Origin of the sequence: Brevibacillus sp. HB1.2, assembly GCF_013332495.1 — a bacterium.
GTDB lineage: Bacteria > Bacillota > Bacilli > Brevibacillales > Brevibacillaceae > Brevibacillus > Brevibacillus porteri.
The window spans coordinates 61,370-73,827 of the sequence record NZ_JABMIU010000009.1 but is presented as its reverse complement, the minus strand read 5'-3'; the positions used below and the strand labels follow the sequence as shown (position 1 = coordinate 73,827).

General features: G+C 48.4%; 14 protein-coding genes, 1 pseudogene and 1 riboswitch. Of the genes and pseudogenes, 8 read left to right on the top strand and 7 right to left on the bottom strand.

The genetic code is table 11. The annotated features are described in order from the left end of the window. Positions 1-27 precede the first annotated feature (27 nt). From moaC to HPY28_RS19870, 5 genes are all read left to right on the top strand, one after another. Complete coding sequence (moaC, locus tag HPY28_RS19890) at positions 28-510, top strand: cyclic pyranopterin monophosphate synthase MoaC (RefSeq protein WP_017250470.1); 483 nt, start codon at positions 28-30, stop codon at positions 508-510. 3 nt (positions 511-513) lie between these two features. Next, positions 514-1,761 (top strand): MFS transporter, encoded by a 1,248-nt coding sequence (locus HPY28_RS19885; RefSeq protein ID WP_173623683.1) that lies wholly within the window; start codon positions 514-516, stop codon positions 1,759-1,761. A 60-nt stretch (positions 1,762-1,821) separates the two neighbouring features. Further along, positions 1,822-1,936, top strand: a riboswitch (SAM riboswitch). Positions 1,937-2,019: 83 nt separating this feature from the next. After that, the gene (locus HPY28_RS19880) at positions 2,020-3,201 is read left to right on the top strand and encodes a pyridoxal phosphate-dependent aminotransferase (RefSeq protein ID WP_017250467.1); all 1,182 of its coding nucleotides are present in this window, start codon (positions 2,020-2,022) and stop codon (positions 3,199-3,201) included. Between the two features lie 151 nt (positions 3,202-3,352). Then, complete coding sequence (locus tag HPY28_RS19875) at positions 3,353-3,823, top strand: hypothetical protein (protein WP_017250466.1); 471 nt, start codon at positions 3,353-3,355, stop codon at positions 3,821-3,823. Positions 3,824-4,019: 196 nt separating this feature from the next. Next, complete coding sequence (locus tag HPY28_RS19870) at positions 4,020-5,228, top strand: aminotransferase-like domain-containing protein (protein ID WP_017250465.1); 1,209 nt, start codon at positions 4,020-4,022, stop codon at positions 5,226-5,228. Positions 5,229-5,284: 56 nt separating this feature from the next. Here HPY28_RS19870 and HPY28_RS19865 read toward each other — a convergent pair whose 3' ends face one another. The 3 genes from HPY28_RS19865 to HPY28_RS19855 form a co-directional block, all read right to left on the bottom strand. After that, the gene (locus HPY28_RS19865; protein WP_173623681.1) at positions 5,285-6,103 is read right to left on the bottom strand and encodes an alpha/beta fold hydrolase; all 819 of its coding nucleotides are present in this window, start codon (positions 6,101-6,103) and stop codon (positions 5,285-5,287) included. A gap of 143 nt (positions 6,104-6,246) precedes the next feature. Further along, positions 6,247-7,095 (bottom strand): family 1 encapsulin nanocompartment shell protein, encoded by an 849-nt coding sequence (locus HPY28_RS19860; protein ID WP_007721249.1) that lies wholly within the window; start codon positions 7,093-7,095, stop codon positions 6,247-6,249. A 37-nt stretch (positions 7,096-7,132) separates the two neighbouring features. Then, complete coding sequence (locus HPY28_RS19855; protein ID WP_017250463.1) at positions 7,133-7,732, bottom strand: IMEF encapsulin system ferritin-like cargo protein; 600 nt, start codon at positions 7,730-7,732, stop codon at positions 7,133-7,135. 328 nt (positions 7,733-8,060) lie between these two features. Between HPY28_RS19855 and HPY28_RS19850 the strand changes: the two genes are divergently transcribed. Both HPY28_RS19850 and HPY28_RS19845 read left to right on the top strand, forming a co-directional pair. Then, positions 8,061-8,342, top strand: coding sequence for a DUF2325 domain-containing protein (locus HPY28_RS19850; protein WP_016742090.1), 282 nt, complete (start codon positions 8,061-8,063; stop codon positions 8,340-8,342). A gap of 63 nt (positions 8,343-8,405) precedes the next feature. Further along, positions 8,406-8,552 carry a hypothetical protein gene (locus tag HPY28_RS19845; RefSeq protein ID WP_017250462.1) on the top strand — a complete coding sequence of 49 codons (147 nt, stop codon included), beginning with the start codon at positions 8,406-8,408 and terminating at the stop codon, positions 8,550-8,552. Between the two features lie 30 nt (positions 8,553-8,582). On the opposite strand, the gene HPY28_RS19840 is transcribed toward HPY28_RS19845, so the two are convergent. From HPY28_RS19840 to HPY28_RS19830, 3 genes are all read right to left on the bottom strand, one after another. Further along, positions 8,583-8,861 carry a S1C family serine protease gene (locus HPY28_RS19840; protein ID WP_007721243.1) on the bottom strand — a complete coding sequence of 93 codons (279 nt, stop codon included), beginning with the start codon at positions 8,859-8,861 and terminating at the stop codon, positions 8,583-8,585. A 22-nt stretch (positions 8,862-8,883) separates the two neighbouring features. Next, positions 8,884-10,335 carry a recombinase family protein gene (locus HPY28_RS19835; protein WP_174231240.1) on the bottom strand — a complete coding sequence of 484 codons (1,452 nt, stop codon included), beginning with the start codon at positions 10,333-10,335 and terminating at the stop codon, positions 8,884-8,886. Positions 10,336-10,447: 112 nt separating this feature from the next. Continuing rightward, on the bottom strand, positions 10,448-10,768 hold the full coding sequence (locus HPY28_RS19830) for a winged helix-turn-helix transcriptional regulator (RefSeq protein WP_017250460.1): 321 nt from the start codon (positions 10,766-10,768) through the stop codon (positions 10,448-10,450). Positions 10,769-10,967: 199 nt separating this feature from the next. Between HPY28_RS19830 and HPY28_RS19825 the strand changes: the two genes are divergently transcribed. Further along, on the top strand, positions 10,968-12,062 hold the full coding sequence (locus HPY28_RS19825; RefSeq protein ID WP_017250459.1) for a YheC/YheD family endospore coat-associated protein: 1,095 nt from the start codon (positions 10,968-10,970) through the stop codon (positions 12,060-12,062). A gap of 64 nt (positions 12,063-12,126) precedes the next feature. Here the strand turns inward: HPY28_RS19825 and HPY28_RS30955 are convergent. Beyond that, positions 12,127-12,381: pseudogene (locus HPY28_RS30955) on the bottom strand (trypsin-like peptidase domain-containing protein); the annotation flags it as partial. Positions 12,382-12,458 lie beyond the last annotated feature (77 nt).

The following is a 12,458-nucleotide window of genomic DNA, read 5'->3' as shown; positions in this document are numbered from 1 at the left end:
AGAAGATAGAGGAGGAAAGATACTCGTATGACTGATCAATTAACACATTTTAATGAACAAAATCGAGCGCGGATGGTGGACGTGTCTGAGAAGGACGTCACAAAACGGGTGGCTGTAGCCGAGAGCCAAATCAGCATGAAACCCGAAACACTCGCCCGAATCCGTGAAGGTCGAATCGAAAAGGGCGATGTACTCGCAGTTGCGCAGGTAGCAGGTGTCATGGCTGCCAAAAAGACGTGGGAAATCATCCCGATGTGTCATCCGCTGCCATTGACTGGCATCGACATACAATTTGCTTTTGTAGATGAAACGACGCTTGCGATTACAGGAACCGTGAAGACGACAGGGAAAACAGGCGTCGAGATGGAGGCGTTGACCGCTGTCAGTGTAACGGCTTTGACGGTGTATGACATGTGCAAAGCCATGGATAAAGAAATGATAATCGGTCCGACCAGTCTGCAATCCAAAACAGGCGGAAAAAGCGGCGATTTCCATCGGGGTGAGAAGTAAGCCATGAGGCAAAAGTGGGAATCCTATCCGAGCAGCATTCGTTTATTGGCGATTGCTGCCGTCATTTTTTCTACCGGAATGGCGTGTATTTGGCCGCTGGTCACGATCTATATTCACAACCATCTCGGAAAGCCGCTGACTGTAGCCGGCTTCTTGTTGCTTTTAAATCAAGGCGCATTCCTGATCGGGAGTATTGTCGGCGGGATGATGTTTGACCGCTGGGGTAAAATGCGCACCATTGTTGTAGGCTCCATCGGTGGAATGATCATTTCGGTCTGTTTAGGTGTTACACAAGATTTTACCGTATATGTCCTACTGTTATTATTGAATGGTTTGTTTTATGGATCCCTTTCTCCCGTTATGAATGCGCTGGCAGTGGTTTTATGGCCGGAGGGAGGCCGTAAAGGAATCAATCTGATTTACGTCGCACTCAATGTGGGTGTAGCTGCCGGCTCTGCTTTAGGCGGCTTCTTGGCAAGCGTTTCGTTTGCTTGGACGTTTTTCGGAAATGCGATCACACAAGTAATTGTGCTGACGATGTTTATGCTCATTTTGCCGCGTCAGTTAAAACTGGCAGAGCAAAAACGTCAATTGCAGACGACTGCTCCCGAACAAGCAGAGGGAGAACTTATACGAGAACCACAGCAAGAGACCAAGGTCGTATGGGGAGCATTGCTGCTCTTATGCGGAGGATTGCTCATTAGCTGGATTGTCTATGTACAATGGACAACGGTGCTGTCGACCTATATGCAATCCCTGGGCATTTCACTCCGTCAATACAGTCTGTTGTGGACGCTGAACGGCGGTTTGATCCTGTTTGGTCAACCATTGATTGCGTGGGTCATACGACGCTTTGCCCGTACGCTAAAAGCACAAATGCTCTTGGGCGCTTATATTTTTGCCATGTCGATGTTGATTTTGTCTCAATCAACGGTTTATGCAGGCTTTGTTGCAGGCATGTTCATCATGACGCTGGGAGAAATGCTCGTGTGGCCAGCGGTGCCGGCAGTAGCGGCACAGTTTACGCCAGAGGGACGAGAAGGCTTCATTCAAGGTCTGATTGCAGGGACTGGATCTGCTGGGCGGATGCTCGGACCACTTCTCGGCGCCTTCATTTTCCAATCGATTCATGCGCAGGGACTATTGTTCGTGATGGCGGGCTTGTGTCTGTTGTCTGTCGCATTCTTTGCCTTCCACACATCTTTTCAAAAAAGAAGGCATCAGGTACCCTTACAGAATCAAGCATCTTGACACGGTTTACGTGCTCAAGTAGTATGATATAGACGAAAAAACAGTATATTCCGTGTGTTTGACTTATTCAGAGAGGTGGAGGGACTGGCCCTATGAAGCCCGGCAGCGGATCTGTTCTATGCGATGGACAGATGCTGTGCCAATTCCAGCAGGATTTTTTCCTGACAGATAAGGACGTGACCAAGCTGATCTCCCCCTTTTTCTGTATGGAAAAAGGGGGTTTTACTGTATTGGGCCCAAGAAAGGAATGGAAGAAAGATGCGCATTCAACCCTCCGACATGATTGATCGACTCCCTACCCAGTTTTTTGCGACCCTGGTGGCAAAAGTAAACAAGGTCATTGCGCAAGGCCATGACGTCATAAACCTAGGGCAGGGCAATCCTGATTTGCCGACACCGCCACACATTATTGAAGAATTACAGGCGCAAGCGGCACAACCACTCCATCACAAATATCCGCCTTTTCAGGGACGCGTGGAACTGAAGCAGGCAGTGGCTCATTGGTATAAGCAAGAATTTGATGTGGACCTCGATCCGGAGGAAGAAGTCGCGATATTGTTCGGCAGCAAAACCGGACTCGTAGAGATTTGCCAAGTCCTTATGAATGCAGGCGATGTTGCACTGGTTCCAGACCCAGGCTATCCGGATTATTGGTCGGGTGTTGCTGTCGTAGACGGACGGATGGTCATGATGCCGTTGAAGGCGGAAAATGACTTCTTGCCTGACTACAGCCAGCTCTCCCAAACTGATTTGGATCGAGCGAAACTGATGTTTCTCAACTATCCGAACAATCCGACAGCAGTTAATGCACCACTCGAGTTTTATGAGGAAACCATTCGTTTTGCTCGAAAACATGAAATCGTTGTTTGCCACGACTTCGCCTACGGGGCGATCAGCTATGACGGGAAAAAGCCAGTCAGCTTCATGCAGGTTCCGGGTGCAAAAGAAGTGGGTGTAGAATTTTATACCTTGTCCAAAACGTACAACATGGCAGGCTGGCGTGTTGGTGCTATGGTAGGAAATCGCGAGCTGGTTCGTCTGATTAATCTCATTCAGGACCATTACTTCGTCAGTCTGTTCGGAGCGGTACAGATGGCGGCAGCCAAAGCGATGACGGAGTCACAGCAGTGCGTTCGCGATCTCGTTGCTGTCTACGAAAGCCGCCGCAATGCTTTGTACTCCAATCTGCATCGGATTGGCTGGCAGGCGCCACCATCTCAAGGGTCGTTTTTTGCTTGGCTTCCTGTTCCAAGCGGCTTCACATCCGTGGAGTTCTCTGACCTGCTTTTGGAAAAAGCGCATGTCGTCGTAGCGCCAGGAAATGGCTTTGGTCCGACAGGTGAGGGTTATGTGCGAGCGGCTTTGTTATCAAATGAAGAGCGTCTCGCAGAAGCGGTTCAGCGAATTGAGCGGTTGGGGTTATTTACGAAAACAAAATAAAGGCGAGGTAATTGGGTCACACTACCATACAAATGGAGTGTGGCTTTTTTATTCTAGAATAAAAATCATTCTCATTATTGACAGATAATGATTTTCATTATACGATGGCATTGTTAATGATAATTAGTCTCATCGAGAGCGGGAGGGTACCATGCGCTATCAGATTAACGGTTACACGGATATGTATACGGTGATCGCCAACGAGCGGAAAATCGGCGGAGCCATTGAAGCAGGACAGATTCGCCTGCGGACGGGAGAAGTTTACGCCAATGCTGTTCTCACTCGTTTGGAAATGTCAGGTGCGCATTTTTGCTCGATCGGTTTTGTTACGGAAGAAGGCAAAAGACTGATTGTCCATGTGAATGATATCAGCATGATCGCTGATGCTCGTCACGTCAACGTTTGTGAGCTGACGAATGAAGGCATGAGAGTGGAGAAATCCGCAGAGAGACTGAAGCGATTGAAACGTCTCTGTGAACTGAATGAAGGCAGCTGTACGCCGACCTTCCAGGAAGAGGCATTGCTGTTGGCAAACGATATTGGCATGGAAGAAGCGTCCACGCACGTAGACCTCTCTTTCCTCCCACACACAGAGAAACCGCGTGTGTTTCGCATCGCCTAGGAAGATATAGCCCATACATATTGGACCCCTTTTCGTTTGAGACGAAGAGGGGTTTTTTGCATGCAGTGTGTCAAGACTAACGATTGAACAACCGCTCGACATAGTCAAAACCTATCCACTCATAGCTACCAAGGATTGGACTTACGAGAGGGAGAGTGATAAAACAAGGATAAGCAAAATCAAGGGGGAACGGAACATGGAGTACTCATTTTCAAAATCTGTCGAAGCATTATCCTCCTCGGCAGTCCGGGAAATCTTGAAGCTGACCCAAGGCAATCAAGTGCTCTCGCTCGCAGGTGGACTGCCAGCAGAGGATTCTTTTCCAATCGCAGAGATGCGTGAAGCGTTCAACCGCGCATTTGAACAAGGAGCAAAAGCTCTTCAGTACGGATTAACTGATGGATACTTGCCGCTTCGTGAGTGGATTGCATCCCGCATGAAGCAAAAGCATATGAACGTCGGTGTAGATAATATGATCATCACAACGGGCTCTCAGCAAGCAGTAGACTTGTTGTGTCGTGTATATTTAGACGAAGGCGATGTCGTTCTCGTTGAAAACCCTACTTATTTGGCAGCTGTTCAGTTATTTCAATTCCGGGGAATCAAAGCGATCCCTGTAGACGGTGACGCCGATGGGATGGATTTGGACGATCTGGCGAAAAAAATTGCCCAGTACCGCCCCAAAATGGTGTACGTCATTCCTACCTTTGCCAATCCGACAGGAAAGGTATGGAGTCTCGAACGCCGTCTCGGCTTGCTTCGTCAATGTAAGGCACAAAACATTCTCATCCTGGAAGACGATCCATATGGAGAGATCCAATTCGATGGGGAAGCACCGTACCGCTCGATTTTCTCACTGGATGAGCATCCGACTGATTCCTGTGTGGTGTACACCAGTACCTTTTCCAAAATTGTCGCGCCAGGCTTGCGTACCGGATGGGCCATCGGAGATACACGTGTGATTCAAATGATGGTGAAGGCGAAGCAAGCAGTTGATTTGCAGTCAAGCACAATCGACCAGTACGCTCTGTATGAGCTTTTGTCCCGCTTTGATCTGGAGCGCCACATTGAGAAGATTCGCGAGTCTTACAAAGCGCGCATGGAATGGATGCATGAGCTCTTGGTTGCGCAAAACTGGGAGGGCGTACAGTGGGAAAAACCAAGAGGCGGGATGTTCCTCTGGGTGAATCTGCCGGAGCATATCGATGCGGAGAAGCTGCTGGCCCGTTCCGTACAGGAAGGCGTCGCATTCGTACCAGGGAAGCCGTTTTATGCAGCTGAGCCTCAAGTTAATACGATGCGCTTGAATTATACACTCTTGAACCGGGAAGACACGGAGCTTGCGATTTCGAGATTGGGCAAAGCATTCCACGCCTACAGTGAATCTCTCGTGACAAATGTTTAATAGAAGCAAAAAGACAACCATTGCCATTGGAGCTGGTTGTCTTTTTTGATGCATATTTACAGGGAAAGCTCCCTTTGCGCCCGATCCAGCCATTCATTCACAAGCTCCGTAAACAAAAGTGGCTGCTCAATCTGCAAGTTGTGTCCCGCACAATCGAGTGCGGCAAAAGAAGAGCGGGGATAGCCCTCAATAATATCCCAAATATCGCGATAGCCGACAGAATGATCTTGTTTGCCCACAACAAAAAGACTCGGGTGAGGGAAGGGAGCCGTATCCAATGGGAAGGACACGCCGTAGGACTGTCTGATTTTACTGAGGAAAGAAGGGTCAGACAGCATGTAGCCGTCGACAATCTCTTTTTTATAGCGGTTCCATGTATAATTGGTAGCTACTACCGCCATCGACTCAAACTCTGCTCGTTCCGTCTCACTCAACTTCTCCCATAGAGAAGGCTCCTCTATTAAGACGGGTTTATCCGGCAGTGTGCGCTTTGCTTTTTCAGGAATGACGTTCGGGCAGATGAACAGGGCGCCCTTCACTCGATCCCGGCGCTTCTCGATAACTGCTCGTGTAAGATATCCGCCGTATGATTCACCCGCAATGAAAAAGGGTTCACCTGGAATGAGCTGATCGATGAACGCAAGGACAACCTCCAGAATATCGTCCGTGGTGTGGATATGTTCGTAGTTTTCCGTTTGTCCCATTCCAGGCAGGTCTATGTAAAGTCGTCGGTATCCTGAGCGTTTCTCAAAAATTGGTTCCAGACAACCAGTCATGCAGCGGTGATCAAGTGAAAAACCGTGAATCATCACGACAGGAAAACCGCTTCCGATCTCCTCATAATAAAGGTTAACCCCATTGACCTCGCATCTCATATAAATCCCCCCAACGACATTTGTGTCAGATTGTTTCGAAAGTTTGGAACGTACGTTCTTATTATAAGGGATCTGTTACATATTTCAAGGATGAAAAAACACACCCACAACGAGAATCGTCAATGGGTGTGCCAAAGGGCTTCCTATTCTTCTGTTTCTTCCAACGTGCAAATTGCGCTTGGACGCTTGATCCGCAATACAACGCACTCGTAAACACGGAACAGACTGTTCATTTGCTCGTCTCCGAGGAATGCGGAGTCGAAGTCTTCTGCAATCGCCAGGTCGAGATTATGGCGGCCAGTCGCTACCAATACGCCGGAACGGCCCTTAATGGTAGGAGATTGGAAGACACCATCTGTAACGAGATTGCGAACATGCTCGATCTCAAGCACGTTGGTGCCTTTGTGCACGCGATGCAAGAGTGAGTAGAGCTCAGGAGAAACAACCAGTGCATACGGACCGCTGTGGCCCATTTTCAACAGCTTGTTGCGTGCTTCCACGATATCAGCAAACGCATTGCCAGATTCCATCCAATCGCTCTTCAGATGAGTGAGACGGCCTTTTACGTTCATCAGACCTGGGAGGTCGAATTCAGCAGCACCGTTGAAGATCAGATCGTCTTCCATCAGTGCACCACCAGCAGCTGCATTGGCAGCCGCGCTCATGTCCAAAGGCATGCCCAGTGTGCGTGCTTGGGCAACATCACGCCAGTAGAGCATGAAATCTTTGTACAGGATTGGAATCGTCATGCTGACACGGCGGCTAGGCTGTGTCATTTCCAGTGATTCTCCGCGCAGGGAGAGACCGCCAAAACGGGATTCCTCATATACATCGTTGGTAATGGTTTGGATACCTTCACCTAATGGTCCATAAATATCGATAAAACGACGTCCTACCAGCTGGCGGCGAGCCATGTCAACGACAGTTGCATCCAACTGGTTCCATTCTTCAGTCGTCAAGGGAGAGTCTGGGTATTTACGAAGCTTGTCCATAGTGTAACCTCCATGTTATTTCAGGATTTCCGATTCTTTACATTCCTTTCAAGCTGCCAACTGTCAGTCCTTTTTTGCCAGAAACTGCAGGAGCGGAATGCTTGACCACGGAAGCAACACCGTGAGGAGCGGAAGCCGAAGCTTTCAAATGATCTACCTGGTGAATGTCGTGCCCCTCATCGTGATCAGTGAGATCAGGATGAGCCGCATCAGAGAATCGTTGGCTCATGTTCGCCATGATCTCTTTGACTGTCAAATAGTCTGTATGCGTCTTTTCACGCATGCCATCCAGAAGCTGACGTGTTTCGTCATCCTTGAATTCATACAGAGAGAGCTCCAGATGCTCGCGGAAATTGTGCAGTCCAAAACGTTCCAGATTCACATCGGACAGCATTTGCGAGAGGTCGCGATCACTTAGCTGATCCAGGCTTTTTCCTGAGGAGACCTTCTCCAGGTAGGGAACCAATTCCTGCAAGCGACCCATGCGCTGTTCTTCTTCTTCCAAAATATGATGGTAGTAAAGACGAGTATGCTCGTCCGTTGCCGCGTCGATAATCGGCTGGATAACGCCCATGAAGCTGTTGATATAACCTCTGGTGCGATCAAAAATGGCGTGCAGCTGTGTAATTTCTTGCACCCTACGCCACCTCCTCATTACAATCTATTTTTTCATTATACCGTTGGAAAAAACACCCGGGCAACACCTATGTACATTTTCTTATGATTACGAAGAATATGGTGCGGTGTAATTTGGAAAAGAGGGCGGGAGCACTAGAGCGCCGTGGCTTTGCCTAGAGGCTTCGTTTCTAGTTTTGTTTTTTGACAAAAAAGTTATCATGGAGAGTATTGTCAAAGTCAATTGGGAATGATAATATTTATCAATAAGAGTGATATTCATTATCAATTAACATTCTGAGAAGAAAACATAAATCCTACATTACCTAAATTTAAGGAGGTAACAAGTTATGTCATCCATTTTAGTAATAGGCGGAGATCGCCTGGGCAATATTATCGAACTTTTGCAAGGGCAAGGCTTCAAGGATATTCACCACGTAACTGGACGGAAAAGCTCGCAAACCGGGGTGAAAATTCCAGCTGGTATCCACATGATTTTGGTGTTGACTGATTTCGTCAATCACAACTTAGCCAAAACGGTGAAAAACCAAGCCAAAGATCGCGAGCTGCCCATCGTATTCTGCAAGCGTTCGTGTTCTGCGATTGCCAAAGCCTTTGATCTCACTGCGTAAATACATACTCTCCAGAACGGGCAGACTACGTTCGTGAGTCTGACACCAACGGAGGAATGACGCATGGAACAGAATCGTTTGAGTGAACTGCCTATCGCACAGCTTACGGCCGCTCAGCTGCAACAATTAAAACAGGCAGAAGAACAAATCAACACAGAAGGTCCAAATGTATATCTTATTGCATTAGAGAAGCAATCCCCGTCCTCCTAGACGGGGTTTTTTTGTTGAATCGTTTGCTTCTCACTTGAATACGTATTGCTCCAGTTGCATTTTGAGGGCGTCAATCCCGATGGCGAAGCCCAAGCATTGGCTGGATTGAATGATGAATGCATTGAGGCCAACGACTTCCCCATTCAAATTAATGAGTGGACCTCCGCTATTCCCTGGGTTAATGGCAGCATCCGTCTGAAAAATTTCTTCGTACATTCGCTTCGCAACCTGTAAGCGGCGGTTTTTGGCACTGATGATTCCCGCTGTCACAGAATTTTCCAAACCAAGTGGGGAACCACCTGTCGCCATACAGGCAAAATCAGGGGCAATTTTAGTGAAAAGACAATAGATGCAGGCAGACCTCTCGATTTTTCTGACCAGAGGCAGTGTCTGTTGCTTCCACATCAACACGTTGGATGAGTGTGCAAACGAGCAATCGCCGTTCTTTTTCATTTGCATACGTCCAAATCAGTTTCCAATTGGAAAGCACATCTAGATCCAGCCGTTGTCCTTTTGAAAAAGAGGAGTAAGCGCGTTCCTGTTCTTTTGCAGCTCTCTCCAACGCACTGATTTTCTCTCGTAAGGCAGGGAGAGTAAGGAATCCATCTTCATAAGCTTGTTCCCAGCGCTGCCTCCGAATTTGCAGCTGTTGCTCGGTTTCTTTCGCAGGAGCGCGGGAATTCGTCTGTAACACAATCTGATACACTTCCTTCAACGCAGCGATTGATTCTGGCGAATGCTGCATCAGCTCGTGCACAATGGCTTTTTCCAAGCGATCCTCACGTATAGCAGGAGCATCACACGTACCAGCCAGCTTGTTTTTACATAAATAGTAGCGGTGCGTGTAACGTTTTTCTCCTTTTCCCGTAATCGTGGTTGTTTTCCCGCGCATAGAGGAGCCGCAACGCGAGCAGTACAGCAATCCGGAAAAGAGGTAGCGGGAGCTGAGAACGCGGGGATGGCTTGTTCCGCGAGCACTCATCCGCTCCTGCACTCGCGAGAAACATGGCTGATCGATAATGGCTGGGTGAGTCGCCTCTTCGATAATCCATTCCTCCGGGTCATTGCGTTGTTGATCGGCGTCGGTGTAATTCCAACGCAACGCACCATGATAGACGGGATTTTTTAACAGTCGAAGTACGGCACTTGCACTCCATGAAGCGCCATTTTTCCCGCGCAATCCGGAATGATTCGCCCATTCAGCGATTTGGCGCGGGGACTCGCCTCGATCATAGCGCTCGAACATGCTGCGTACGCCAGCTGCTTCCCTTTGATTCACGACCAGCGTTCCTCGCACCAGATTGTATCCATACGGTGCAGGTCCTCCTGGTCGTTTTCGTTCTCTTGCCATCTGGCTCATTCCCAGCTTGACCCGTTCTGCCAAGTTTTCTCGTTCCCATTGTGCGAGGGCAGCCACTAAGGTAATAAACAGTCGCCCAATTGCCGTAGTCGTATCGTAAACCTCGGTGCAGCTTTTAAAGTGTACCGCATGTCGATCGAACTCCTGCAGGAGCTGATACAGATCAAGGACAGAGCGAGTGAGTCGATCGAGTCGATAGACGAGGACGACATCGATTTCACCCGTTCGGATATCCTGCAGGAGCTGACCGAGTGCGGGACGATTCGTATCTTTGGCACTCACGCCTTCATCTGCGTAGACGGCATGGACTTCCCAACCTTGGGAGTGAACGTACGAGAGCAGCTTTTCCCTTTGAGCGGGAATCGAAAATCCTTCACGTGCCTGATCCTCTGTACTGACACGAATGTAGACGGCCGTTCGCATCGCCCGCCCTCCCTTCACCTTGGGTTGCTAGAGTGTACAGCAAAAGGGAGGAGCTTATGCCTGACCGCACATAAAAAACCCCGCTTATCCGTCTTGGACAAGTGGGGTTATGCTACATCCATTTTTGGCCCCATTCGTGAATGGAATCAATGACAGGACGCAGATCTTTTCCTTTTTCGGTCAATTCGTATTCAATGCGAACCGGGATCTCTGGGTACACTTTTCGCTCCAAAATTTCCAGCTCCTCCAGCTCTTTCAGCCTTTCAGAGAGCATTTTATCGCTCATATGCGGAACCATTTCGCGGATATCTTTGAATCGTACAGTACCACGTAGCAACACATGAATAATCAGGCCGGTCCAGCGCTTTCCAAGGACGTTTATTGCACATTCATATTTTGGACACATGTGTTCGCCAGAAAAATCTTGACTCATATCGGCGTCACCTCTATCTAGCAGCATTATTGTTGCCCTTTATTCTAACAGATTAGCTTGAAAAAAGTAAGTAACGAAAAGTTGGAATGACACTTTGTCAATGGTTGAGTAGTCAAGCCCGTTTTCATGGACAAATGTTTCCCTATAAGGTGTCCACACATACACTAATCGCGAAATAAGAAGCGAAGAGGGTGTTACGATGCTTTCTAAACGGGTAATCGGTATTTTAACCTGGCGGGAGGGTGTACGCTTTGAGGAACCAGATTATTTGCGAAGGTTGGTTCAAACAGGGCAAAAGCTAGGCGCAGTAATCTACCTGTTTTCGCATCAGGACGTCAATGTTTCCGCAAGAAAGATCAAGGGCTTCATCCCCAAACCGAACGGGGGCTGGATAAGTAAATCTTTCCCTTGGCCACAAGTTGTAATCGATCGGTACCGACGCAGGGTAAAAGAGTATATCCGGCTGCGGAATAGCGATCTGTTTTTCTTTGCAAACAGTCCGTTCAGTAAGAAATGGAGAGTGACGAATCTACTCGCTTCCGATGATCGTGTCAAACGCTGGATTCCGGAGACACATATTTACGAAAAAGGCTTGGTCCGAAACATGCTCGCACGTCATGGGCTCGTCTATGTCAAGCCAGGCAATGGCACAGGGGGAAGAAGTATCCTCAGAGTGAAGAGCAGCGGCAAGGACTATAGCCTCTCCGGACGTGACAAAAAACATAACCATCATGTAGCTCGGATTGATACGGTGGAAGGCGTGGAAAAATGGGTCAAAACGTGGGTGGCGGAACAGCGTATTCGCGATGGCAATTTCCTGGTGCAGCAAGGTTTGAACCTGGGGCTGCTACGCAAGCATGTCGCCGATGTACGGTTATTGATTCAAAAGGACGAGCGTGGGGAGTGGGTGGTGACAGGCTGCGCAGTACGTATGGGGGAGAACGGCAGTGCTACTTCCAATTTGCATGGGGGAGGCAGAGCGATTCCCTTTGAATGGTTTATGTTCAAGCGATTTGGAGAGGAGCGGGGAGAGCTGATCAAGCAGGAATGTTATCAGCTTGCTTTCGAAGTAGCAAACACGCTCGAGGATTATTTCGGTCGCATGATGGAATTCGGTCTGGATATTGGGGTGGATGTGGACGGACGTTCGTGGTTAATCGAAGTGAACCCCAAGCCGGGGAGAGAGGTTTTTCGCCAGATGGGTAACATGGGATTATACAAAAAGGCGATCGCTCGTCCCGTTCAATTTGCGCTGTATTTGGCCCGGAACCAGGCTCGTTTTTTGTCTCTTTGAACACAAATGGTGAACCGACGCTGATGACCCATTCTCCTACTTTTGTATGAGAGGAGTTGCCTAGTGGCAGTGGATATAGCTTGCAGTCTGCATCAATTTTGATGACGGCGTAATCCCGGACTCGATCAGCTATAATGCGTTTGGCTTCAAACACTCTACCGTTATATAGCTTCACGAAAATGTTTTTGGATTTACCGATGACATGCTCGCTCGTCAAGATATACCCTTTCGGATGAAAAAGAAATCCGGAGCCAAAGCTTCGTTCCGTGGGTGGAGAATTATCCTCTTGATCAATAAGGCTGCGAATTAACGAATCCACGTCTTTGGAATGGGGAGCATCCTCGGTCACGATGGAGACTACTCCTTCTTGAACTCGCTCGACAATGGGAACGAAGA

Bases quoted from the DNA above. Each gene is read 5' to 3' on its own strand.
- HPY28_RS19870 (WP_017250465.1), top strand. From the start codon at position 4,020: ATGGAGTACTCATTTTCAAAATCTGTCGAAGCATTATCCTCCTCGGCA.
- HPY28_RS19875 (WP_017250466.1), top strand. From the start codon at position 3,353: ATGCGCTATCAGATTAACGGTTACACGGATATGTATACGGTGATCGCC.
- HPY28_RS19860 (WP_007721249.1), bottom strand. From the start codon at position 7,095: ATGGACAAGCTTCGTAAATACCCAGACTCTCCCTTGACGACTGAAGAA.
- HPY28_RS19880 (WP_017250467.1), top strand. From the start codon at position 2,020: ATGCGCATTCAACCCTCCGACATGATTGATCGACTCCCTACCCAGTTT.
- HPY28_RS19840 (WP_007721243.1), bottom strand. From the start codon at position 8,861: ATGGCGACAGGTGGTTCCCCACTTGGTTTGGAAAATTCTGTGACAGCG.
- HPY28_RS19845 (WP_017250462.1), top strand. From the start codon at position 8,406: ATGGAACAGAATCGTTTGAGTGAACTGCCTATCGCACAGCTTACGGCC.
- HPY28_RS19885 (WP_173623683.1), top strand. From the start codon at position 514: ATGAGGCAAAAGTGGGAATCCTATCCGAGCAGCATTCGTTTATTGGCG.
- HPY28_RS19835 (WP_174231240.1), bottom strand. From the start codon at position 10,335: ATGCGAACGGCCGTCTACATTCGTGTCAGTACAGAGGATCAGGCACGT.
- HPY28_RS19850 (WP_016742090.1), top strand. From the start codon at position 8,061: ATGTCATCCATTTTAGTAATAGGCGGAGATCGCCTGGGCAATATTATC.
- HPY28_RS19865 (WP_173623681.1), bottom strand. From the start codon at position 6,103: ATGAGATGCGAGGTCAATGGGGTTAACCTTTATTATGAGGAGATCGGA.
- moaC (WP_017250470.1), top strand. From the start codon at position 28: ATGACTGATCAATTAACACATTTTAATGAACAAAATCGAGCGCGGATG.
- HPY28_RS19830 (WP_017250460.1), bottom strand. From the start codon at position 10,768: ATGAGTCAAGATTTTTCTGGCGAACACATGTGTCCAAAATATGAATGT.
- HPY28_RS19825 (WP_017250459.1), top strand. From the start codon at position 10,968: ATGCTTTCTAAACGGGTAATCGGTATTTTAACCTGGCGGGAGGGTGTA.